Genomic DNA, 23,472 nt, shown 5'->3' with positions numbered 1-23,472 from the left:
GGAGCTCCCAGATGTCCATCGAAATGATCGAAGCCGAAGAATTCAACCAGGGCACCCAGATCAAGGTGATCGGCGTGGGCGGTGGCGGCAGCAACGCCGTTGAGCACATGATTGCCCGCAACGTGCAGGGCGTGGAATTCGTTTGCGCCAACACCGACGCGCAGGCCCTGACCCGCAGCTCGGCCCACCGCATCATCCAGCTCGGCGGCAGCGGCCTGGGCGCTGGCAGCAAGCCCGACAAGGGCCGCGATGCTGCGGAAGCGGCCGTGGAAGACATCCGCGCCGCCATTGATGGCGCGCACATGCTGTTCATCACTGCTGGTATGGGTGGCGGCACGGGCACGGGCGCTGCGCCTGTGATCGCCCGCGTGGCCAAGGAAATGGGCATCCTGACCGTGGGCGTGGTGACCAAGCCTTTCGACTGGGAAGGTGGCCGCCGCATGCAAAACGCCGACAACGGCCTGGCCGAGCTGGAAGCCAACGTTGATTCGCTGATCGTGGTGCTGAACGAAAAGCTGCTCGAAGTGCTGGGCGACGACATCACCCAGGACGAAGCCTTTGCCCACGCCAACGACGTGCTCAAGAACGCCGTGGGCGGCATTGCCGAAATCATCAATGAATACGGCCATGTGAACGTCGACTTTGAAGACGTGCGCACCGTGATGGGCGAGCCCGGCAAGGCCATGATGGGCACGGCTACCGCCAGCGGCCCTGACCGCGCCCGCATCGCTGCCGAGCAGGCCGTGGCCTGCCCACTGCTGGAAGGCATCGATCTCTCGGGTGCCAAGGGCGTGCTGGTGCTGGTGACGGCCGCCAAGGGCAGCCTCAAGCTGTCCGAGTCGCGCCTGGCCATGAGCACCATCAACGCCTACGCTTCGCCCGACGCGCATGTCATCTACGGCGCTGCCTACGACGACAGCCTGGGTGATGAGATTCGCGTGACTGTGGTGGCTACCGGCCTGTCGCGCCCCAACGCGCGCCGCCAGCCTATCTCGGTGGTGCAGGGCGGCCTGCGTACCGGCACCGACAACATCGCCTACCAGATGCCTGTGGCCGGTGCCATGGGCGCCGTGGGCAGTGCGGTGGGCGTGGCCGGTGGTGCACAGGCGGCGGACTACGGCAGCATGTCGGTGCCCAGCGTGTGGCGTACCAACCGCACCCAGGCCGCAGCCCGTGTGGACGCGCTGTCGTCCGGTGGCATGGACGATCTGGAAATCCCCGCGTTCCTGCGCAAACAGGCTGACTGAGGCGGCTGGCGGCCGGGGCGCATGGCAGTGCGCGCCTGGCTGCCCGCCAGAAACTCAGGGCTGCGCAGTCACAGGAATGCTATGAAAAAGAGAGCTGTTTACGCTTTATTTGCGGGGCTTTGAGGGTTTTAAGCCTCAAGAGTCTTATGAAATAAGCGCAAGCAGCTATGTAATTAATAGCGTTGTACCCGTACTGCATTGCCCACAAAAAAGCCCCGTCACCGGGGCTTTTTTGTTTCACGATGACTCCAGCCCGACATTGCGCTGGACTGCGCTGTAGCCCGATACAGCAGGTTTATCAATAACTTACGCGCGTCCATCATATGCCGGTGCTTTCCGAAACCTGACCCGGTTTCCCCTCGCGCCGCTCCTATCTGGCTCCTGGAATCGGGTCGTTCCAAGGAGTCATCATGGCAAAGATCAAGCTCACCAAGACCGCCGTAGAGGCGGCACAACCCCAGGTCATGGCCATCGAACTGCGGGACACCGTGGTGCCCGGATTCCTCTGCAAGATCACCCCGGCGGGCCGTCGGGTGTTCATGCTCCAGTACCGCACGAACGCCGGAGAACGTCGCAAGCCCGCCTTGGGTTTGTTCGGGGAACTGACGGTTGAACAGGCCCGCGTCATGGCCCAGGACTGGCTGGCCGAGGTTCGCCGGGGCGGCGACCCCGGCGGCGCCAAGGCCGAGGCGCGCAAGGCGCCTACGATGGCCGAGTTGTGCAAGAAGTTCATGGAGGACTACTCCAAGAAGCGCAACAAGCCCAGCACGCAGGACGGCTACCAGGGCGTCATCGACCGCTGCATCGTCCCGCTGCTAGGCCGCAAGAAGGTTCAGGACGTGAAACGGCCCGACATTGCCGGCCTGATGGAGAAGCTGGCCTACAAGCCGACCGAAGCGAACAAGGCTTTCGGCGTGCTGCGCAAGATGTTCAACCTGGCCGAAGTGTGGGGCTTCCGCCCGGACGGCACGAATCCGTGCCGCCACGTTCCGATGTACCCGCCCGGCAAGGAAACGCGGCTCATCGTGGACGATGAACTGGTGCGCGTCTTCCGTCAGTTGGAGAAGCTGGAAGCGGAGGGACTGGAGAACTACGTCATTCCGCTGGCGATCCGGCTGCAATTCGAGTTTGCCGCGCGTCGCTCCGAAATCTGCCCGCTCGAATGGGATTGGCTGGATTTCGAGGGGCGGCGAGTGAAGTGGCCTGACAGCAAGACCGGCGGCATGTCCAAGCCCATGAGCGCGGAAGCCTATCGGCTGCTTTCGACGGCTCCGCGCCGGGAAGGCTGCCCCTATGTCCTGCCTTCGCCCAACGACCCGGACAAGCACCTGACCTTCGGCGAGCACTACGGTGGCTGGTGCCGAGTGCTCAAGGCCGCTGGCGTGCCGCACGTTGGCACGCACGGCATCCGCCACCGCTCGGCGACGGACATTGCCAATTCTGGCGTCCCCATCAAGGTCGGCATGGAGCTGACCCAGCACAAGACCGTCGCGCAGTTCATGCACTACGTCCACACCGAGGACAAGCCCGTCCGCGATGCGGCCGAGTTGGTGGCCAGCCGGCGGCAGGCCATCACGGGTGCGCGGCAGAGTCAGCCGCGGGAGGCAACAGCATGAACAGCAAGAAATCGGCCGCAGTGGCGGTCAAGCCTGCCGCCTTGCCTGCCGGCTACGCCGGCATCCACGGCGGCATCGTGGAACTGCTCGACGCTGCACGCCGTGCAACGGCGCGCAGCGTCAATGCGCTGATGACCGCCAGCTATTGGGAAATCGGCCGCCGCATCGTGGAAGCCGAGCAGCAGGGCAAACGCCGCGCGGGGTATGGCGAGCAGTTGATCGAACGGCTGTCTGCCGACTTGACTGCGCAGTTCGGGCGTGGGTTCAGCCGCCCGAACTTGCAGCAGATGCGGTCGTTCTTCCTGACCTGGCCAATTCGCCAGACAGTGTCTAGCGAATCTTCCCTGGCGCCGTCGCAAGGGCATTTCCTGCTGGCGCAGGGGCGCCCTGAGCGGCTGGACGAACTGGCCCAGGTCTTCCCCTTGCCGTGGTCGGCCTATGTGCGGCTGCTGATGGTCAAGGACGACCATGCGCGCCAGTTCTACGAAGCCGAGGCCCTGCGCGGCGGCTGGAGCGTGCGCCAGCTCGACCGGCAGATCGGCAGCCAGTTCTACGAGCGCACGGCGCTGTCGAAGAACAAGGCAGGGATGCTGGTCAAGGGCGCTGTGCCGAAGCCAGACGACGCCGTGACGGTCGATGATGCGATCAAAGACCCGTATGTGCTGGAGTTCCTCGACCTCAAGGACGAGTATTCGGAATCCGACCTCGAACAAGCCTTGATTCGACGGCTGGAGGATTTTCTGCTTGAGCTTGGCGACGGCTTCACCTTCGTCGGGCGGCAACGTCGCTTGCGCATCGACCAGACGTGGTATCGCGTCGATCTGCTGTTTTTCCATCGGCGCTTGCGCTGCCTGGTCATCATCGACTTGAAGCTCGGTGCGTTGACCCATGCCGACGTGGGCCAGATGCACTTGTATTGCAACTATGCGAAGGAACACTGGACGTTCCCCGAGGAAAATCCGCCCGTGGGCCTGATTCTCTGCGCCGACAAGGGACACGCCTTGGCGCGGTACGCGCTGGAAGGCTTGCCCAACAAGGTGATGGCAGCGAACTACAAGATGGTGCTGCCGGATGCCGAAGTGCTGCAAAAGGAACTGGAGAACACGCGGCGGCTGATCGAATCTCGCGTGACCGTACTTCCCAAGAAGCGTAAGCCATAACCGGGCGTCCCGGCGTGCCGCCGTCGGGCTCGCGGGCTGCGCCCCGCGTTTCGTGCCGAATCGCGGCCATCCGGCTTTGATCCCTGACGCCTCCGGCCCTCTCGGGCCTGCGCTTGCCCCAAGGCAGGTTGTGCAGTGGGCGGGGTGTGGGCGGTCTTGCTGTTCCCTTCACCGTATCACGGCGTTCGCGCCGTCAATGACTGCGCGTGCAGGCACGCTTGCGGCCTGGCGGCCGTCTTCGATCTTTGACTGCTTGCGCTGCGCCGTGAGGGCGACGGTTCCGGGCAATTCCGCCCGTGCAACCGGAGATCGTCATGAACGACAAATCACACGTTTCCCTCGAACAGCATGTTTGCCTCGTTTGCGGCAAGCCGTTCGATACCGGCGCCATCCTGCTGGACAAGCACCTGCGCGCGAGCATGGAACGCCATACGGCGACCGGCTGGGGCCTGTGCCCCGAGCATCAGAAGCTGGCCGACGATGGCTTTGTCACGCTGGTCGAATGCGATCCGCAGCGCAGCGGCTCGCAGGCCAGTGGTCGCATGAAGCCCGAACAGGCGTACCGGACGGGCCGACTGGCCCATCTACGGCGCACGGTGTTCGCGCAGGTATTCAACGTGCTGATCGAAGACAAGCAGGCTTGCGTATTCGTTGAGCCTGGCGTGATCGAACAGTTGCAGTCGATGACGGCGCCGGCGGCGAGCTGATCGCGCCGCGCTGCCTTCGGTGCGTCGTTCCTTCGGGAGCGGCGCACCTTTCTTCTTGCTGCGCCCGGAGCCGATACCTTCGCGCCTGCGGCGCTGCGCGCTGCGCTTGCACTCCAGGGGAAAGCCCTGCGGGCTATCCCCGCCGCGCAAGCTTGGCGCCCCTCGAAGACCGCCGACCCGGCTGCGCCGGATCGGCCAGACAGCAGCCGCATCACACCCACAGTGCCTTGCGTGTGCTCGTCCTGATCTTGCCGTTTCTTTGGCATTGAAGGCTGGGCGTCTCCGGCCACCTGGGAGATGGCCGGTCGCGCTCTCGTGCGCGTAGCGCATCGAGCCGCCTGCGGCGTCTCGCCCCTGTCGGGCTTCCATCGTTCCCTCGCTCCGCTCGGCTGACGCCTCCGGCCCGGCTTCCAGCTTCGGGCCTGCGCGCTTGCGCTTGCCGTGCGGTCGGCGTGTGGGGAGGCCGTTGCCATGTCCAGCCGTCTTCCCTGACTTCATCACCTTGTCCGCGACTGTAGCCCGCGGCCGTGTGCCGTCAAGGCGCGCAGGGCCGTGTCCTCGGCTGCGCCTGCGGGCCGCACCAACCCTGCGCTTGTTTCCTTGACGGCCCCCGTCCACGGGCTCCCTTTCGTCGCGGGCGATGAACTCAGGAAAGACGGTGGCAACAGGGCCAACCGGGTTCCTCGTGCCGACCGCACCGAACAGCCGAAAGGCTGGGCTCCGAATCTAGGAATCCGGTGTGCGGTGTGAACAGCAAACCTCTTTTTGTCAGGAGAAAGACCATGCAACTCGCATCCCGTTTCGCTTCCCGTTCCCCCTCGCTGCGCAGCGATTACCCGCTGTCCGATGACCAGATTCACCGCGTAGCCCCGTCCATCTTTGCGGACGCTCCGCATGAAAGCCGTTCCGAGCGGTACGCCTATATCCCCACGGCTGCCGTACTGACCGAACTTCGCAAGGAGGGGTTTCAGCCCTTCATGGTGACGCAGACCCGCGTGCGCGATGAAGGCAAGCGCGACCACACGAAACACATGCTGCGCCTGCGCCACGCCAGCCAGATCAACGGTGCGGAGGCTAACGAAATCGTGCTGCTGAACTCGCACGACGGCACCAGCAGCTATCAGATGCTGGCCGGAATGTTCCGCTTCGTTTGCAGCAATGGCCTTGTCTGCGGCGACACCGTGGCCGATGTGCGCGTGCCCCACAAAGGCGATGTTTCCGGGCATGTCATCGAAGGCGCTTACGAAGTCTTGCGCGGCTTCGACCGAGTGAAGGAGTCCCGCGATGCCATGCGTGCGATCACGCTGGACGAAGGTGAAGCCGAAGTGTTCGCCCGTTCCGCGCTGGCGCTCAAGTACGACCCTACCGACAGCAAGCCCGCGCCCATCACCGAATCGCAAATCCTGATGCCGCGCCGGTTCGACGACCGCCGCCCCGACCTGTGGAGCGTGTTCAACCGCACGCAGGAGAACCTGACCAAGGGTGGATTGCATGGCCGCAGCGCCAATGGACGCCGCCAGCAGACCCGACCCGTACAGGGCATTGATTCCGATGTGCGCCTGAATCGCGCCCTCTGGATGCTGGCCGATGGCCTGCGCCAGTTGAAAGCCTGAACCGTTCCCCCGCCGGAGGGGCGGTTCCCCTCCATTCCCTTGTTTCACTCGATTGGAGATACACCATGAACGCCATCACCCAAACCGAAGCCCGCGCCATCCAAACCCCTGTGCTGGAAGCCGCCGACCCGACCAAGAACCTGATTCTGGTTCCACTGTCGCGGCTGGTGCTGCGCCCCACGGGCCGCAACGTGCGCAAGACCCCGCGCATGTCCATCCCCGAGCTGGCCGCATCCATCCAGCGCGTGGGCCTGCTGCAAAACCTGATCGTGATTGCATCCGCCAATGGCGAGCATTACGAAGTCGTGGCCGGTGGCCGTCGCCTCGCCGCGTTGAAGCTGCTGGCGAAGAAACACCGTATCAGCAAGGAATGGGAAGTGCCTTGCCTGCTGGTGGCCGATGGCACCGCCCGAACCGCCAGCCTGACCGAGAACGTGCAACGCGAAACCATGCACCCCGCAGACCAGTTTGAAGCCTTCGCGGCACTGGTGGCCGAAGGCCGGCCCATCGAGGACATTGCGGCGGATTTCAGCGTGACGCCGCTGGTGGTGCAGCGTCGCTTGAAGCTCGCCAACGTGTCGCCGCGCCTGATGGCCGACTATCGCGCCGATGCCGTGAGCCTTGACCAGTTGATGGCCCTTGCCATCACCGACGACCACGCCGCGCAGGAAGCCGCGTATTACGATGCGCCGCAGTGGCAGCGCCATCCCCCGCACCTGCGCGAACGCCTCACCGAAAGGGAAATCGACGCTTACCGGCATCCGCTGGTGCGCTTCGTCGGGCTGGATAGCTACGAAGCCGCAGGCGGCGGCATTCGCCGTGACCTGTTCGCGGAAGGCGATGCGGGCGTGTATCTGACCGATGCCGCAATGCTGGAACGGCTGGCGCAAGACAAGCTGGCAGGCATTGCCGCCACTGTCCGCGCCGAGGGTTGGGCGTGGGTCGATGCCACGCCGGGTGTGACCCATGCCGACCTGCACGCCTTCCAGCGTGCGCCGAGGGAGCGGCGCGAGCCGAACAAGCGCGAAGCCGCACGCATCGAGAAGCTGCAAATCAAGATGCACGAATTGGCCGAAGCCGTGGATGCTGCGCTGGACGCCGACGACGAGGAAAAGGCGGACGCCTTGCAGGAGGAAGGCGAAACAGTAGGCGAGCAGTTGCAGGCGCTGGAAGATGGCTTGCAGGACTACAGTCCGAACGTGAAGGCCGCTGCCGGGGCTATCGTCACCATTGACCGCAACGGCGAAGCCGTGATCCATCGCGGGCTGCTGCGGGAAGCCGAGGCCAAGGCGTTGCGCACACTGGAGAAGCTGCGGCAGGGCTTCAGCGACCCGGAGGCCGCGAACGATGACGAAGGCGAAGAAGACGAGCAGCCCAAGGCCGCAGCCATGTCCGACCGGCTGGCCCAGCGCCTGAGCGCCCACCGCACCGCCGCGCTGCAAATCGGGGTGGCCTGCCGTCCGCAGGTGGCGCTGGCCGCGCTGGTGCATGGCATGGTGCAGACCGTCTTGTTTGATCGCCGCTATGGACATGACCTGCCGCTGGGCGTGCGGCTCACGGTGCAAGACCGGCTGGAAGGCATGGCCCCGGACTTGCCCGAATCATCCGCCGCCGTGGCGCTGCGCGAAATGCAGCAGGCCTGGGCCGAAAGGCTTCCGCAGGACGATGCCGAATTGTTCCCCGCGTTGCTGGCAATGGGCCAAGCCGAACTGATGGCGCTGCTGGCTGTGTGCGTGGCGTCCACGGTGGACGTGGTGACGCCTCGCGCCACGCCGCACCAGCCGGGCGCGAAACTGGCGCAGGCCGTGGGCCTCGACATGGCCGCATGGTGGCAGCCGACCGCCGAGGGGTATTTCCGGCATGTGCCGAAGGCCGTGATTCTGGAGGCTGTGGGCGAATACGCACCCGAGCACGTCACGCGGCTGGCAAAGTTGAAGAAGGCCGACATTGCCAGCGAAGCGGAGCGACTGGCCGATGGCACGGGATGGATGCCCGCCATATTCAAGGCCGCAGGGCCGCAGGAGGTGACACCGGAGGACGTGCCCGAAGACGGGGCGGAGGACGCCGCCGCCGTGGCGGATGAACCCGCCGAGGCATTGGCTGCTTGACCCTCACCGCAGCGAAGCGCCCCGGTTCAGACCGGGGCGCTTCGCCGCAGGGAGCCGAATGATGCCCACCATCAACACCACCAGCCGCCCGCGCATGGCGGCAATCTACGCACCCGGCACAGTGCGCGCCCGCCGCTGGCACGGCGATGGCGACGTGCGCGGCTACCGTCCGCCTTCGGGCTGGACGGCCCGCGCCGACCTCACCGACATTCACCCCGTCACGGGCCGCGCCTTGCCGCGTGCCGTATGGTGGATCATCGAGACGAAGGAATAGCCATCGTCAGCACCGCGCCCAGGCCGTTCCGCCCTGGGCGCGGTGAACTTCAAAAATCCGGGCGCGGCGGTGGCCGCGCCCGGTGTTGAAGCCGAACATCACGCCGCCGCCTTCGCTGGCACTCAGGCGGCGGCGTTGCAATATGCGGGCGGCACGCCCGATTCCTCATCCAACTGCCTTCGCGCCTGCGGCACTGCGCGCTGCGCTTGTCTCCAGGGGAAAGCCCTGCGGGCCATCCCCGCCGCGCGTGGCTTGGCGCCCCTCGATACCACCGAACCGGCAGCGCCGGATCGGCCAAGGTCAACGCCCCGCCGCTGGGCAGTGCTCGGTGGGTGCGCCGGGGCTTGCTGCGGCAGGTTGTGCGAATGCGTGCCGTCCGCGACGCTGGCGGCTCGTTGCCTGTGTGTCACGAAGGATGGTTCACGAATACGCCGCCCGGCCATGCTTTTGGGTTCCATGCCGCGCTGCAAGCAGGGCCGCCCGCATGGGCAGGGGCGTGTTCCTGCTGGTCGTTGGGGAATGGCCTTGCCTGTGTCAGAGAGCGTGCCGGTAAAACCTTCGTGCGGGGATGCCGTGGTGGCCATGACTCCTTTCGGATTGGGGTGGTTCGGCCCAAGGCGTCCTTGTGTTGTTGTGAATCCTGGCGGTGGCGCGGGCTTCATGTCTGCAACCTTCCAGCCCAAATAATTTCCCCTGCGCTGCGCGCATTCCTCGCGGGGCAAATTATTTGGTCTTCCAGGTGCTTCACTGCGTTGCGCCCGCAAGCGGTGCAGCCAGCCCTTCCTCCGCCGGCCGGATCACAACAAGGACGCGATGGGCGCGAACCTTGTTCAACCGTAAGGAGTTTCATCATGGCAACCATCGGCACCTTCACCGCGGACAAAGACGGTTTCACCGGCACGCTGCGCACCCTGACGCTCAACGTCAAGGCCAAGCTGGTTCCCAACGACAAGGGGGACAACGAGAAAGCCCCGGACTTCCGCGTTCAGGCCGCCAGTCACGACATCGGCGCGGCATGGAAGAAGACCAGCGAGGCCGGACGGAATTACGTCTCCGTGACCCTTGATGACCCCTCGTTCCCGGCAACGGTCTACGCCCGCCTGATCGAGGGCGAGGACGGCACGCACGACCTGATCTGGTCGCGCAGCAAGCCCCAGGCGGCCTGACGGGCCGCCGGCGCCTCGCCCACGCGGCGGGGCGCTGTGCTGCGAATGCTGCGCTGTATCGGCAAGCAGAAGGGCTTGGCAGTGTGCGGGATGTGTCTTGCCTGGCCACCAAGCAATGGCTTGAATTGGTAGAGGTACATGCGGGGCGGGTCGGTGCTGCGCACCACCGGGCTTTGCGGGCTCCGCCCCGTGCCGACTACGCCGTCACAGCCATTCGGCTCCAATCCCTCCCGCCTTCGCGCCTGTGGCGCTGCGCTTGCCTCCAGGGGATCGGCGCCAGGCCCATCCCCGCCGCGCGGTGCTTGGCGCCCCTCGATACCGCCGAACCGGCTGGCGCCGGATCGGCCCGACACGCCCCGCCATGACAGCAGGGCTTCAGGTGGCTACGCCTGGGCTACCGCCAGCAGTTCTTCGGCCTTGCTCATCAGCAGCGCCGTGCTGCATTCGAGTGCGCTGGCGATCTTGAAGATGATCGCCAGCGTGGGCATGTGCTCGCCGCGCTCGACCTTGCCCATGTGGGAACGCTCGATGCCCGCCAGGTGCGCCAGCGATTCCTGCGCGATGCCGCGCTCCGTCCGCAGCGCGCGCACCGCCGCGCCGAAGGCTTGCGCCAACTCGGCATCGTAGGTGGTGGCGCCGGCCGGTCGGCCGCGCTGGATGGATCGCTTCTGCATGGACAGAAGCGTCAAGTCGCAGCACAATTATTGATCCGGCAGGCTTTATTCGTAAACCTTGCTCGGGCTGAGGTGTCGAAGCCCCTCGACGGGCTCAAGTTGAACGGCATCTGGACTCTGCAATAAACCGTGCCGGATCAATAAAACCACGTTATCTTTAACTCTTTCATGGCTCTGGCCTTATTCGTGCTTTTACGGAAATCCGCTTTTGCGGATTCCGACAGAACCGGAGAACCGCCTACGTGCCTTTCCAGATTTCTACAATTCTGTTGGCGGATTCAAGTACGAAGCGCAACAAAGATGAACCCGGTGACGGGTGGCTGAGGATGCCAAGGCATCATGGCCGCTCAAACCGCCAAGTCCAAGTTGCCCGATGTACAAGCACCTCAGCCGAGAAGAACGATACCAAATCCACAGTCTCTTGAAAGCCAATCACACCATCAGCGAGATTGCCCGCCTGCTGGGTCGAAGCCGCAGCACCATCAGCCGCGAATTGAACCGCGGTCGTGGTCAGCGCGGGTACCGCGCTGAGCAGGCGTGCCGCAAGGCAGCCCAACGAGCGCAGCGCAGCCGCAACGCCCGACGCGTGAGTGCTCAGGTCTGGGGCGATGTAGTGTTCTACCTTGGACTGCAATGGAGTCCTGAGCAGATTGCCCAGAAGGTTGCAGTCAGCCACGAGAGCGTGTACCTGCGTGTCTATGCGGACAAGGCCGCTGGTGGCAAGCTGCACCAGAACCTGCGCAGTCAAAAACCTCGGCGCAAACGCTATCTACACGGCCGCGACAGACGCGGGCAAATCCCCAACAGACGCCCGATCAGCGAGCGGCCAGGCCATATTGAAGAGCGCAAGCAGGTAGGCCACTGGGAGGGCGACACCGTCATTGGCGCAGCACACAAGCAGGCCATCGTGACTTTGGTAGAGCGCAAGAGCGGCTATGCCGTTTTGGCCAAGGTCAGCAACAAGACCGCTGATCTGGTGGGCCAAGCCATTGAGGACAAACTGGGGCCCTTGGCTGCGCGGGTGAAGACGTTGACGGTGGACAACGGAAAGGAGTTTGCCAACCACCAGGCCATCGATCAGGCCTTGGGCATCCAGACCTACTTTGCCGATCCGTATTGCAGCTGGCAGCGCGGAAGCAACGAGAACTTCAATGGGCTGCTGCGCCAGTACATCCCAAAGAAGCGGCGCATGGAAACCGTGACGGATGAAGAGCTGGCTATGATCCAAAACAGATTGAATCACAGACCTCGAAAGCGGCTCGGATTCAAGACACCCCACGAGGTGTTTCACGCCTCGTTAAACCGTGTTGCACCTCGTACTTGAATCCGCCGTTTTTGCGCTTTCGTGTTTCCACGACTTTGGTGGAACACACATCCGTGTTTCGGCGCGGAAGCGCAAAACCGGCATTCCATGTTGGAACAGGAGCATCACGATGAAAGCTCCCCTCGTCACCGAGGCGCAGCGCGCCGCGCTGCTGGAGAACGGGCGGCGGGCCGCCGCCGGTGAACCGGACGACCCGTTGCCGGTCATGCGGCTGTTCACCCCCGACGCGCACGCTATCTGGCTGCTGGCCTCGCTCGATCCTGCCGATGGCGATACGGCGTTCGGCATCATGGACGTGGGCATCGGCATGCCCGAGGTGGGCCGCATCAAGCTGTCCGACCTGGCCTCCATCGTTGGCCCGAACAAACAGCCCGTGACGCGGGATTTGTATTTCCAGGGGGTGCGCCCGCTGTCGGAATATCTGCGGCTGGCGCAGGAGAACGGTTCCATCGTTGATTGAACCGTTCGCGCCCCGGCCAAGCCGGGCGAATTCAGACTATTTCGGTCTTGCTCCAGACCTGTTCGGTCTGAATCCGCACTCTGCATCTAACCGGAATATCTGTGACTGAAACAGTCACGATCTTTCGCGCGGCTTGCGGCACGGTGTTTTGTGCCGCGTGACATTTTTGGGTCAGGCGGCCGTCGCATTCAGACGGATTTCGCAACACGCCGGAGCCAATTAGTCTTTGACACTAGAAGTTACAGCTCAACCGGATTTGTACGTTGATTTGACGCTCCCGCATACCTGCCGCCGTGGCGACGTTCCTGCTATTCGACGGGAGCTTTGGTCATGGTCGATCCTCATCATGTTGCACACTGGTATCCCACTGCCGCCTACCTCTACGTTCTGTGGCTGGATGCGCTCGCGTTGGCCTGGGAGTACCTGCGCCGCCATCCTGACTACCGGCTCGACTGGCTGCGCCGTGCGCGCCGCCCCGATGCCGCGCATCGCTGGGGCTTGCGCTTGCTGGAAGACCCGGCGCTGGATGCGCGTGACGCGCACCCGGCCTGGCTGCCCGGCCACACTGGTGTGGTGCAGCTCTACCCTGATGCTGATCCGCCGCCCGACGCCGCCGCATTCGACTTCTGGAACATCCCCGGCCACAAGCACCTGCTCCACGACGGCAAGCGACTGGCGCTGATCGCGCGCAGCCCCGGCCAGTGCCTGCGCTTCGCGCTGGCGCCCGGCCTGGAGGACGGCATGGCTGTCGCCTATGCCCATCACGGCGGTGCTGCCGCACCTGCACGCGGCCATGCGCCCGGTGCGGCGCTGGCCGATGCGCGGCCCCGGCCATCGCATTCGGCCTTGCTGGAACTGCACACCTTGCAGGCGCTCGACGCGGCCCTGACGGGCGCGTCCTTGCGCGACGTGGCCGAAGGTTTGTTCGGCGTGGATGCCGCGGCTGGTTGGTACAGCGATGGTGGACTGCGTTCCAAGGTGCGCCGCCTGGTGCGTCGAGGCGATGCGCTGATGCGCGGCGGCTATCGCCGCCTAGCACAGCTTGCTCCGCTTGAGAAGGGTCGTTTTGAAGGCCACGCAAAACGACCCTGAGCAGGAGCGCTTCGTTTTCTGAGACTGCCTCCATCCGGTTGCGCTGTGCGGCCGGAGCCCTGCAACCGATGGAGGTTCTCACCATGCGTCCTGCTCCCTTGCGGCCTGCCGCCGCTCCCGCAACCACCTCGACCGCTGTCGCGCAACCGCAGCGTTATCTCACCAACGACGAAGCCGCCGACTACCTGCGGCTGTCGCCGCGCACGCTGGAGAAGCAGCGCGTGCTGGGTGGCGGCCCCAAGTTCCGCAAGTTCGGCCGCCGCGTGATGTACGCCGTGGCCGACCTCGATGCCTGGGCTGCGGATCGCAGCTTTGAGAGCACGTCCGATCCCGAATACGCCGAGCAGCACTCGGCGGACAGCCGTGCGCGCTGATCGCAGGCACGCGGGTGGCCTTCGCCATGTCCAGCCCTGCGCTGCCGTCCCGGCAGCGGCCCGTGCCAGAGCGCGAACAGCTCGACCTGTTCCGTGCCCTGCCGGGCGACATGGCGCCGCGCGACAGCCAGGATTTGATGGCCTTTCCGTTCTTCTCGCTGGCGAAGTCGCGGCGCGTGGCGCCGATCGACTTCCGCGCCAGCGGCATCACGATCCGCGTGGAGGGGACATCCGAGCACGGCATCGCCACGATCTGGGATGCGGACGTGCTGATCTGGGCGGCCTCGCAGATCGTGGAAGCGCGCGACGCGGGCTTGCGCCCGTCGCGGCTGATGCAAGCCACGCCCTACGAGATCCTGCGCTTCATCGGGCGCGGTACGTCGCTGCGCGACTACCAGCGCCTCAAGGCCGCGCTGGATCGACTGCAATCCACGACGGTGGCCACGTCGATCCGGGAGATCACGGGAAGACGGCTGCACCGCTTCTCGTGGATCAACGAGTGGAAGGAGTTGGCCGATGCCAAGGGCACGCCGCTGGGTCTCGAATTGATCCTGCCGGACTGGTTCTTTGCCGGTGTGCTCGACGCCGCCCTGGTGCTGACCATCGACCCGGCGTATTTCCGGCTCACGGGGGGGATCGAGCGCTGGCTGTACCGGCTGGTGCGCAAACATGGCGGGCGCCAACCGGGCGGCTGGCAATTCGACTTCCAGCACCTGTATCGCAAGTCGGGCAGCGTGGCGCGGTACTACGACTTCGCCGCCGACCTGCGGGCGCTGGTGGCGCGGCAAGCCCTGCCGGGCTACCAGTTGGGCATCGAGTACGTCTCGGGCATTTCCTCGCCGCTACTGACGTTCCGGCCCGTGCCGCAAACGGCACGGGGATAACTGCGACAAAGCCTGTGGACGGACTCGTGCTATCAGGCAACAGAGGTATCGTGCTATCAGGCAACGAATCCTCGTGCTATCAGGCAACAAAATCGGCCGCAAAGCCAATGCTGGCGCGGGTTTCGGCCTCTCCTAACTTCCCTAACTTAAATTCTCTAACTTTTAGTAGAAGCGCCGCGCCACGGTGGACAACCACCACGCGGCACGAAAAGCAGCAGCAACAGCCGGGCTTTCCAACACGGAGGGCCAGGCCATGATCGTCGCGCTGCTCAACCAGAAAGGCGGCGTGGGCAAGACCACGCTCGCCACCCACATCGCCGGCGAGCTGGCGATGCGTGGGCAGTCGGTCATCCTGCTGGACGCTGACCCGCAAGGCTCTGCGCTGGACTGGACGCAGCGCCGCAGCCAGCAAGGCTTGCCAAGGCTGTTCAGCGCCGTGGGCCTGGCACGCGAAACGCTGCATCAGGAAGCGCCAGAACTCGCCAGGCGGGCCGATCACGTCGTCATCGACGGCCCGCCGCGCATCGCCGCCTTGGCGCGCTCCGCGCTGCTGGCGGCCGAGCGGGTGCTGATCCCGGTGCAGCCGAGTCCCTACGACCTGTGGGCTTCTGCCGAGATGGTGGCGCTGATCCGCGAGGCGCAAGTCTTCCGGCCTGCGCTGCGCGCGGCCTTCGTCATCAACCGGCGCGTCAGCACCACCGTGATCGGACGCGAGGCACGCGGCGCGCTGGCCGAGCAGCCGCTGCCTGCGCTGCGCTCGGAAGTGCGCCAGCGCATCGTCTTCGCCGACAGCGTGGCCGCTGGGCGGCTCGCCCGCGAGACGGCGCCGGACAGCGCCGCCGCGCGCGAGATCACCGCACTGGTGGACGAACTGCTGCGGTGGCCGTCATGACCACGAAGCCCACACCCAGCAGCAAACGTGCTGCCAAGCGTGTCGGCATCGGCGCCCGCCCGCCTGCGAATCCGCACGCCGAGGCGTGGATTCGGCAGGGCGACGGCGATGCGCTCAACAAGGGCGATCTCTATACCGCCCGCTTGACCCTCGACATCACGCCCGCGATGCGGGCGCGCATCAAGGTTTCGGCCTTCACGCGGGGCGTGACGGTGGCCGATCTGCTGCGCGCACTGCTGGAACGGGAGTTCCCGGAGCAACGCAGGGAGAACACGCCATGAACGCATCCGCTTTTCCTGCCGACGTGCAGGCTCCTATCGCGGCCACGGCTGCACCGTCGCCGTCGCTCGCTGTGCTCGCGGCGCGGCACACCTTAACGCCGCTGACGCGCGTTTCGCTGGCCTTCCTGGAGCACCGTTTCAAGCTCTATCTGCGCTTTGGCGAACCCGCGCGCACGCTGCGGCTCGACCGCTGGCGCAGTCTCGCCGTGTTCATGCCGAACGCCGTGTTCTGCCGCATTCGCTGGCAGGCCAACGACTACGGCACGATCCGCTGGCAGCTCATGGTGATGCAGGCTTGCACGCCATTGGATGACGCGCAGCGCATCCCCGGCGTGCAGCCGGGCGCGCGCCTGCTGCTGCACGCCGAGGGCGACAACGCGGTGCGCGCCGTGTTGGAGCGTATCGACGCCATCGAGGCGCTGGGCATCGCGCCTGCTACCGCCTCGCCCGCGTACTGGCGCGCACTGGGCAACCGGCTCGCGGCGCGCTTGCCGCTGCCCGAATACAGTGCCGAGCGGCACGCCGCCTGGCTGGCCGGGAGGGTGCTGCCATGACGGCCCATCCTCGCTCCCGCCTGCGCGTTCGCCTCGTGCTGGCGGGCCTATCCGCCTACGGCCTCGCTGCGCTGGCCTGGGCGTCCTTCGTGCATCCACTGCCGCGCCTGACCTACAACCCGTCCGACAGCGTGGCGGTCGGCTGGTATCGCGTCGATCCGCTCGACCGTCGCACCAGCTCGCTGCCACGTCCGTTGTCCGTGGACAGCATCGTGCTGGTTCCGCTGCCCGCCGAGGCCGCTGCGCTCGCAGCGCAGCGCGGCTACCTACCGACGCGCATCCCACTGCTCAAGCGCGTGGGCGCCATCGCGCCGCAGGAGGTGTGCATCGCTGGCGGCAGCGTCCGCATCGACGGCGTGCCTTCGGCCGCCGTGCTGCCCGCTGATCGGCTGGGCCGTCCACTGCCGTCCTGGCAGCAGTGCCGCCGCCTTCGACCTGGCGAACTGTTCCTCTTGAGCGTGACTAACCCGGCGTCGTTCGACAGCCGGTATTTCGGGCCGATCAGCGCCGCCGCCGTGATCGGCGTTGCGCGCCCGGTCTGGCTGGAGTCACGCCCATGATGGCCGCCGATTCGCTGCACGTTGCCGTGCATCTCATCGTGCCATCGGGCGTGTCGTTCTGCTGGCCGTCGCCGTGTCGTCGCGCGTGCAGTGCGGGTGCATTCGCACCGCACTTCGCACTGCCTTCGGCGCAGCCGTCCCACGTGCAGGCGTCTTGCCTCGAACACGGTTGGCCTGTGGCCATCGCCGTGTTCGCCAGCGCGCTGACTGCTCGCGCAGCAGCGCCGCCGGGCCGCCGCTGCCCGGAGCGTCAGCGAGGGGCAAAGGCGGAAGGCAAGACAAAAGGGGGCGGCACCTGTCGGCCCGCAAAGCCAGTCTGCACGTGGGGGTGGCGCGGCACGGCGCGGCTTCGCCTCCGTGCCGCGTGGGGCGCGAGGCCCGCGCCGATGCGGGCATGTCCGCGTGCTTCGCACGACCGGACACGCCAGAGCTTGCAGGGAGCGCGGCCATGACCGACCGCCGCGACGATGATTTCCGCATCCGTCCCAGCGCTCCGAAGAACCGGGGCAAGAGCCAGGGCCAGAGCTTCGTTTCCAAGGTGCTCAAGCAGGCGGGCAAAGCCAGCAGCGGCAAGTCCTCGGTGCGCCGTCCGGCATCGACTGGTGGCAGCAAGACCACTGGCCAGCGACCCGGCTCGCGCCTGGGGCGTGGGCATACGGCGGCGCGCTTCGCGGGGGCGAAGCTCACGCCCATGTCGCGGCGCGTGACCATCAAGACCTTGCTGGTGAACCAGCAGCGGGCCAGTCCGCAGTCGCTCGCCAAGCACCTGCGCTACATCGAGCGCGACGGCGTGGGCCGGGACGGTGAACCGGGCCGGGCTTACGGGCCGCAGACCGACGAAGCCGATCTTGATGCCTTCAAGGAACGCTGTGCCGATGATCGGCACCACTTCCGCTTCATCGTTTCGCCAGAGGATGGCACGGAACTGGAAGACCTGCGCACCTACACGCGGCATCTGATGGGCCGCATGGAAGCCGACCTGGGCACGCGGCTGGAATGGGTGGCGGTCGATCACTGGAACACCGACAACCCGCACACCCATCTGATCGTGCGCGGACGCGACGACACGGGCAAAGACCTCATCATCGCGGGCGACTACATCGCCGATGGCTTCCGCCATCGAGCATCCGAGCTGGCAACCGAATGGCTGGGGCCACGCACCGAATTGGAGATCCAGCAGACCTTGCAGCGCGAGGTGGAGCAGGAGCGGTGGACGAGTCTGGATCGGACGCTGCAACGAGAGGCCGGCGAAGACGGCAGAGTGCAGATCGAACGCTTCAACGAACCGAAGCTGCAACGCCAACGCCTGCTGTTGATCGGCCGACTGCAACGCTTGCAGCGCCTGGGCCTGGCCGACGAGATGCAGCCGGGCACCTGGGCCGTCCATGCCGACGCGGAAAAGACCCTGTGCGCCCTGGGCGAGCGTGGCGACATCATCCGCACCATGCGGCGGGCCATGCGCGGCGAGCCGCGCGAGCTGGCGGTGTTCGAGCCGGGAGACGATGGCCGAACCATTCTCGGCCGCGTGGCAGCGAAGGGGCTGGCCGACGAGCTGCGCGACCGGGGCTATCTGGTCATCGACGGCGTGGACGGCAAGGCCCACTACGTCGCGCTCAACGCACACGATGAACTGGCGAACTATCCGGCCGGCGCCGTAGTGGAGGTGAAGGGATCGGCCGACGTGCGCGCAGCCGACAAGAACATCACCGCACTGGCGAGCGGCGGCCTATACCGCACCGACCATCACCTGGCCGTCGCGCAGGGTCAGGCCGTGCCGGGCCGTGATCCGCAGGAAGTCGTCGCGGCCCACATCCGCCGACTCGAAGCCCTGCGCCGCGCCGGCATCGTGGAGCGCGTGGCCGAAGGGCTATGGAAGGTGCCGGACGATCTGCCCGAGCGTGGCCATCAGTACGACGCGCAGCGCCTGGGCGGCGTGGCCGTGGAACTGAAATCGCACCTGCCCATCGAGCGGCAGGCCCGCGTCATCGGGGCTACCTGGCTCGACCAGCAACTGATCGGCGGCGGCTCGGGCCTGGGCGACCTCGGCTTTGGCGGCGAGGCCAAGCAGGCGATGCAGCAGCGCGCCGACTTCCTGGCCGAACAGGGACTGGCCGAGCGGCGCGGGCAGCGCGTGATCCTCGCCCGAAACCTGCTGGGCACGCTGCGCAGCCGCGAGCTGGCGCAGGCCGCCAAGGACATCGCCGCCGAAACCGGCCTGGAGCACCGCCCGGTGGCCGACGGCCAGCGCGTGGCCGGCATCTACCGCCGCAGCCTCATGCTCGCCAGCGGTCGGTATGCGATGCTGGACGACGGCATGGGCTTCAGCCTGGTACCGTGGAGGCCAGTGATCGAGCAGCGGTTGGGGCAGCCGCTTGCGGCGACAGTGCGTGGCGGAACGACCTCATGGGAAATCGGGCGTCGGCTTGGGGTTTCTTTGGGCTAGTCACTTGAGGCTATGTGCCCCATGAACATGGCCCCTGCGCGTCGCCGGTTCGTGCAGATGGCGCGATGCTGAGGACAGCTCGGTCAAGATGCCGCACTGGCTGGCCTGCTGGGATTCACGGCAGCGTTCCCGCAAGGTCTTGAGCTGTCGTTCCAACGCTTTCAATTCCTTGATGCGGGTAGCCACATGGTCGATGTGCTCGTCGAGCAGGTCGTTCACCTGGGCGCAGTTCTCGTGCGGTGCATCCTTGAAGCGCAACAGAACCCGGATTTCATCCAGCGTCATGTCCAACCCCCGGCAGTGCCGGATGAAGGACAGCCGGTCAACGTGTTCTTCTGCGTACATGCGGTAGTTGCCATCCGTACGGGCCGTTTCGGGTAGCAAGCCTTCACGCTCGTAGTACCGGATCGTCTCTACCTGGGTATGTGCGGCCTTAGCCAGTTCGCCGATTTTCATGAGTTCATCTTCAGCGGTCGCGGGTTTTTCTCCAAGGCTCATTGTAGGCGCTTGACTCTGTAGTGGGTACAGGGTTTCCAATCTGACTGAAAAGGAGAATTTCATGAACTCTGCCCACCAACGCCAACACGCCGACGCTGCCTGCTGCGGGAGTGGCTGTGCAACAGTGCCTGTGGCGCCCGAGCCAACAGCGTCTGATGCAACGACTATTGGGCCGCAACGCTTTCGCATAGAAAACATGGACTGTGCCTCAGAGGAGTCGGAAATCCGCCGGGCGCTGGAAGGCATGGCGGGGATTCGCAGCCTGCGATTCAACCTGGGGGATCGAGAGCTTGCCATTGCCGCCGATGACCACGCGCTGCCCGAGGCCCTAGAAGCGATCCGCAAAGCGGGTTTCAAGCCAGAACCCCTCGGCGCGAAGAATGTCCAGCGCTTCCGCATTGCGAATATGGACTGTGCCTCGGAGGAGTCGGAAATCCGCCGGGCGTTGGACGGCATGGCGGGAATTCGTAGCCTGCAATTCAATCTGGGCGAACGCGAGTTGGCCATTGCCGCCGATGATCCTGTCTTGCAGCAGGCGCTAGACGCAATCCGCAAGGCAGGCTTCAAGCCGGAACCTCTTGGCGACACAGGCTCGTCGGCTGCTGCGGTTGCCTCGCCAACGGGCTTCTGGACGACATGGGGCAAGTCGCTGGGCGCCCTGGGGTTGGCTGTGGCGGCCGAGGGCTTGGCATTCGCCTTTCCAGACAGCGTACCTGTCAAGGCGCTGGGAATGGCGCTGGCCGCGGCGGCCATCGCGCTGTCGGGTTTCTCGGTTTACGGCAAGGGGCTGGCTGCACTGCGGCAGGGCCGCTTGAACATCAATGCCCTGATGACCGTGGCCGTGACCGGCGCTTTCCTGATCGGCCAGTGGCCCGAAGCGGCGATGGTGATGGCCCTATATGCGATTGCGGAAGCCATCGAGGCCCGCGCCGTGGATCGGGCGCGCGGCGCCATCAAGAGCCTGCTGGCGCTCGCGCCGGAGCAAGCTGAAGTGCGTCAAGACGATGGCAATTGGGTGCGCATGGGAGTCAAGGAAGTCACTGTGGGCATGACCGTGCGTATTCGCCCTGGCGAGCGCGTTCCGCTGGATGGCATCGTGAGCCTAGGTCAGAGCGCTATTGACCAGTCCCCCGTGACCGGCGAAAGCTTGCCGGTGGACAAGAGCCCCGGCGATGAAGTCTTCGCCGGCACCATCAATCAGGCTGCGGCGTTGGAAATCCGTGTCACGGCCCCCGCGTCCGACAGCACGCTGGCGCGCATCATCCACGCCGTTGAGCAGGCCCAGTCTTCCCGTGCGCCCACGCAGCGTTTCGTGGATCGCTTTGCCGCCGTCTACACGCCTGCGGTGTTCGTCCTGGCCGTTGCCGTTGCGTTGTTGGCGCCCTGGCTCATGGGGCTGACCTGGATGCAGGCCGCCTACAAGGCCCTGGTGCTGCTGGTCATCGCCTGCCCTTGCGCCTTGGTGATTTCCACGCCCGTCACCGTCGTCAGCGGTTTGGCCGCTGGGGCGCGGCGAGGCATCCTGATCAAAGGTGGTGTGTACCTGGAAGAGGCGCGCAAGATCAAGGCCGTGGCGCTGGACAAGACCGGCACCATCACCGAAGGCAAGCCCAAGCTGGTGGCCTTCGAGCCCGTGGACACAGGACTCGGCCAACAAGCCCTGGAGGGGCTGGCCAAGAGCCTCGCAGCGCGGTCGGATCATCCAGTGTCCAAGGCCATCGCAGATGGCGTGTCGTCCGCCACGCAAGAAGTGGATGAGTTTCAGGCTGTTGCCGGGCGCGGCGTGCAGGGGGTGATCGACGGCCATACCTATGTGCTGGCTAACCACCGCTGGATTGAAGAGCGCGGGCAGTGTTCGGCTGACCTCGAAGCCCGCCTTGCAGTGCATGAGCAAGCTGGCCGCACCGTCACGTTGTTGGCCAGCAGCGAACGGGTCATGGCCATCTGTGCAGTAGCCGACACCATCAAATCCTCATCCGCGCAGGCCGTGGCCGACCTGAAGGCATTGGGCGTGACGCCGGTGATGTTGACGGGCGATAACCTGGCGACGGCGCAAACCGTCGGCACCCAGGCGGGCATCGCCGAGGTGCGTGGCAACCTGCTGCCCGAGGACAAGTTGCAGGCCATCGGCGAGCTTCAGCAGCGCATGGGCGTCACGGCGATGACCGGCGACGGCATCAACGACGCCCCCGCGCTGGCGAAGGCTGACATCGGCTTCGCTATGGGCGGCGCGGGCACCCACACCGCGATGGAGGCCGCCGACGTGGTGGTCATGAACGACGACCTACGCCGCCTGCCCGAAACGATCCGGCTGTCCAGGCGCACCCACGCCGTGCTATGGCAGAACATCGCGCTCGCGCTGGGCATCAAGCTAGTGTTCCTGCTGCTGGCGATCTTCGACGATGCCTCCATGTGGATGGCCGTGTTCGCCGACATGGGGGCGAGCTTGCTGGTGGTCTTCAACGGGCTGAGGCTGCTCAGGCAGCAGGCGGGTCAGTAAAACCGAATATGGAGTGTTGAAAATGGGAATCCTGGATCGAATTTTTGGTGGGCATGGCGGCGGCCACGGCGGGGGGCATGGCGGCTCCCACGGGCATGGCAGTAGCCATGGCCACGGTGGCCCCAGCAGTCACGACTGGGGGCGCAATCCGGCGCCTTCGGCCAGCGGCATCACTTGCCCGCAATGCAAAGCGATCAATCCGAACGGCGCTCGCTTTTGCGGCCAGTGCGGGACATCGCTGGTGCCAGCGTCGTGCACGAAGTGCAGTAGCGTCATTCCGATCGGCGCGAAATTCTGTGCTCAGTGCGGCAACGCGGTAACTTAAGTCATGGTGATCTCGGCCTGGATCTACACCTTGATCCCGGCAGCGGCCGCCATCATCGGAGCTGCGGTCGCGGTGAACGTGCGGCCGGGGCCAACACTGGTCAGCGCGATTCAGCATTTCGCCGCTGGCGTCGTGTTCGCGGCGGCGGCCGGCGAAATCTTGCCCGACATCATGCACCGGGCCTCGCCTTGGGCGACGATGATCGGCGGCGGAATCGGCGTCGCCACCATGCTGCTGGTGAAGCATCTGGAAGCGTTGGCGAAGGGGCCGGCCGGTCTCCTGACCGTGATCGGCATCGACATCCTGATTGATGGCTTGGTGCTTGGTATCGGGTTTGCGGCTGGCCCAAAGGTCGGCTTGCTTCTGACCATCGCCCTGACCATCGAGGTTCTGTTCCTGGGATTGACAGTGGCCACGGAACTCGGCGAGAGCGTTCGCTCCCGTGCCAGGGTCGTCTGGATCACGGCCGCGCTCGTGCTCTTGCTGCCGATCGGGGCCTTGCTTGGAGCGCCGGTGGCGCTGTTGCCCAACCCTCTTCTGACTGGCTTCTTCGCGTTTGGTCTGATTGCGTTGCTCTACCTCGTGACCGAAGAACTGCTGATCGAAGCACACGAAACGCCAGATCGCCCCTGGGTGACGGCGATGTTCTTTGTCGGCTTTCTGGCGCTTCTCCTGCTGGAAGAAGTAATTGGCTAGTGGAGCCAGTCTGTTGGTGGTGCC

23 protein-coding genes are annotated in these 23,472 nt (G+C 65.5%); 21 read left to right on the top strand and 2 right to left on the bottom strand.

All coding sequences use genetic code 11. The annotated features are described in order from the left end of the window. The first annotated feature begins 11 nt into the window (after positions 1–11). The 8 genes from ftsZ (at position 12) to BDD18_RS06860 (ending at position 9,891) form a co-directional block, all read left to right on the top strand. Positions 12–1,247 (top strand): cell division protein FtsZ, encoded by a 1,236-nt coding sequence (gene ftsZ, locus BDD18_RS06895; protein WP_066691429.1) that lies wholly within the window; start codon positions 12–14, stop codon positions 1,245–1,247. A 410-nt stretch (positions 1,248–1,657) separates the two neighbouring features. After that, entirely contained in the window at positions 1,658–2,863 is a 1,206-nt protein-coding gene (locus tag BDD18_RS06890; RefSeq protein ID WP_142082071.1) for a tyrosine-type recombinase/integrase, read from the top strand. After that, positions 2,860–4,023 (top strand): PDDEXK nuclease domain-containing protein, encoded by a 1,164-nt coding sequence (locus BDD18_RS06885; RefSeq protein ID WP_142082068.1) that lies wholly within the window; start codon positions 2,860–2,862, stop codon positions 4,021–4,023. The genes BDD18_RS06890 and BDD18_RS06885 overlap by 4 nt, the downstream gene beginning before the upstream one ends. Positions 4,024–4,337: 314 nt before the next feature. Beyond that, complete coding sequence (locus tag BDD18_RS06880) at positions 4,338–4,730, top strand: hypothetical protein (protein ID WP_060987422.1); 393 nt, start codon at positions 4,338–4,340, stop codon at positions 4,728–4,730. A gap of 782 nt (positions 4,731–5,512) precedes the next feature. Then, positions 5,513–6,343 carry a DUF932 domain-containing protein gene (locus BDD18_RS06875; RefSeq protein WP_114482660.1) on the top strand — a complete coding sequence of 277 codons (831 nt, stop codon included), beginning with the start codon at positions 5,513–5,515 and terminating at the stop codon, positions 6,341–6,343. 65 nt (positions 6,344–6,408) lie between these two features. Then, on the top strand, positions 6,409–8,451 hold the full coding sequence (locus BDD18_RS06870) for a ParB/RepB/Spo0J family partition protein (RefSeq protein ID WP_060987424.1): 2,043 nt from the start codon (positions 6,409–6,411) through the stop codon (positions 8,449–8,451). A gap of 61 nt (positions 8,452–8,512) precedes the next feature. Next, positions 8,513–8,725, top strand: a complete 213-nt coding sequence (locus tag BDD18_RS06865; protein WP_009523265.1) for a hypothetical protein — start codon at positions 8,513–8,515, stop codon at positions 8,723–8,725. An 851-nt stretch (positions 8,726–9,576) separates the two neighbouring features. Beyond that, entirely contained in the window at positions 9,577–9,891 is a 315-nt protein-coding gene (locus BDD18_RS06860; RefSeq protein WP_059400217.1) for a DUF736 domain-containing protein, read from the top strand. A 383-nt stretch (positions 9,892–10,274) separates the two neighbouring features. Here BDD18_RS06860 and BDD18_RS06850 read toward each other — a convergent pair whose 3' ends face one another. Next, positions 10,275–10,565, bottom strand: a complete 291-nt coding sequence (locus BDD18_RS06850) for a helix-turn-helix domain-containing protein (RefSeq protein ID WP_059400234.1) — start codon at positions 10,563–10,565, stop codon at positions 10,275–10,277. 373 nt (positions 10,566–10,938) lie between these two features. Here BDD18_RS06850 and BDD18_RS06845 point away from each other — a divergent pair, with 373 nt between their 5' ends. From BDD18_RS06845 to BDD18_RS06790, 10 genes are all read left to right on the top strand, one after another. Further along, positions 10,939–11,889 (top strand): IS30 family transposase, encoded by a 951-nt coding sequence (locus BDD18_RS06845; RefSeq protein ID WP_031635932.1) that lies wholly within the window; start codon positions 10,939–10,941, stop codon positions 11,887–11,889. A gap of 109 nt (positions 11,890–11,998) precedes the next feature. Next, positions 11,999–12,349, top strand: coding sequence for a DUF2958 domain-containing protein (locus tag BDD18_RS06840; protein ID WP_060987425.1), 351 nt, complete (start codon positions 11,999–12,001; stop codon positions 12,347–12,349). Positions 12,350–12,679: 330 nt separating this feature from the next. Next, positions 12,680–13,441 (top strand): DUF2285 domain-containing protein, encoded by a 762-nt coding sequence (locus BDD18_RS06835; RefSeq protein ID WP_060987426.1) that lies wholly within the window; start codon positions 12,680–12,682, stop codon positions 13,439–13,441. A gap of 83 nt (positions 13,442–13,524) precedes the next feature. Continuing rightward, the gene (locus BDD18_RS06830) at positions 13,525–13,815 is read left to right on the top strand and encodes a helix-turn-helix transcriptional regulator (RefSeq protein ID WP_142082064.1); all 291 of its coding nucleotides are present in this window, start codon (positions 13,525–13,527) and stop codon (positions 13,813–13,815) included. A gap of 26 nt (positions 13,816–13,841) precedes the next feature. Next, complete coding sequence (locus tag BDD18_RS06825) at positions 13,842–14,699, top strand: replication initiator protein A (RefSeq protein ID WP_142082061.1); 858 nt, start codon at positions 13,842–13,844, stop codon at positions 14,697–14,699. Between the two features lie 253 nt (positions 14,700–14,952). Next, a complete protein-coding gene (parA, locus tag BDD18_RS06815; protein ID WP_142082554.1) occupies positions 14,953–15,591 on the top strand; it encodes a ParA family partition ATPase in 639 nt (212 codons plus the stop codon). Then, positions 15,588–15,872, top strand: coding sequence for a hypothetical protein (locus tag BDD18_RS06810; RefSeq protein ID WP_060983861.1), 285 nt, complete (start codon positions 15,588–15,590; stop codon positions 15,870–15,872). The genes parA and BDD18_RS06810 overlap by 4 nt, the downstream gene beginning before the upstream one ends. Beyond that, positions 15,869–16,426 (top strand): DUF2840 domain-containing protein, encoded by a 558-nt coding sequence (locus BDD18_RS06805; RefSeq protein ID WP_060983862.1) that lies wholly within the window; start codon positions 15,869–15,871, stop codon positions 16,424–16,426. The genes BDD18_RS06810 and BDD18_RS06805 overlap by 4 nt, the downstream gene beginning before the upstream one ends. Next, positions 16,423–16,986 (top strand): S26 family signal peptidase, encoded by a 564-nt coding sequence (locus BDD18_RS06800; RefSeq protein WP_142082059.1) that lies wholly within the window; start codon positions 16,423–16,425, stop codon positions 16,984–16,986. Before BDD18_RS06805 ends, BDD18_RS06800 begins: the two co-directional genes overlap by 4 nt. A gap of 448 nt (positions 16,987–17,434) precedes the next feature. After that, a complete protein-coding gene (locus tag BDD18_RS06790; RefSeq protein ID WP_142082055.1) occupies positions 17,435–19,429 on the top strand; it encodes a relaxase/mobilization nuclease domain-containing protein in 1,995 nt (664 codons plus the stop codon). Here BDD18_RS06790 and cadR read toward each other — a convergent pair whose 3' ends face one another. Then, on the bottom strand, positions 19,430–19,885 hold the full coding sequence (gene cadR, locus BDD18_RS06785) for a Cd(II)/Pb(II)-responsive transcriptional regulator (RefSeq protein WP_024537628.1): 456 nt from the start codon (positions 19,883–19,885) through the stop codon (positions 19,430–19,432). 103 nt (positions 19,886–19,988) lie between these two features. Here cadR and BDD18_RS06780 point away from each other — a divergent pair, with 103 nt between their 5' ends. Genes BDD18_RS06780 through BDD18_RS06770 form a run of 3 tightly spaced genes read left to right on the top strand, consistent with a single transcriptional unit; the run spans position 19,989 to position 23,448 of the window. Next, positions 19,989–22,427 carry a heavy metal translocating P-type ATPase gene (locus tag BDD18_RS06780; RefSeq protein ID WP_027477924.1) on the top strand — a complete coding sequence of 813 codons (2,439 nt, stop codon included), beginning with the start codon at positions 19,989–19,991 and terminating at the stop codon, positions 22,425–22,427. A gap of 22 nt (positions 22,428–22,449) precedes the next feature. Next, the gene (locus BDD18_RS06775) at positions 22,450–22,752 is read left to right on the top strand and encodes a double zinc ribbon domain-containing protein (protein ID WP_082136747.1); all 303 of its coding nucleotides are present in this window, start codon (positions 22,450–22,452) and stop codon (positions 22,750–22,752) included. Between the two features lie 3 nt (positions 22,753–22,755). Then, positions 22,756–23,448: a ZIP family metal transporter gene (locus BDD18_RS06770; RefSeq protein ID WP_009523279.1), complete on the top strand. Its 693-nt coding sequence runs from the start codon at positions 22,756–22,758 to the stop codon at positions 23,446–23,448. The last annotated feature ends 24 nt before the right edge of the window (positions 23,449–23,472 follow it).

This window comes from Acidovorax temperans, assembly GCF_006716905.1.
Classification (GTDB): domain Bacteria; phylum Pseudomonadota; class Gammaproteobacteria; order Burkholderiales; family Burkholderiaceae_C; genus Acidovorax; species Acidovorax temperans.
This window is presented reverse-complemented; position numbering and strand designations above follow the sequence as displayed.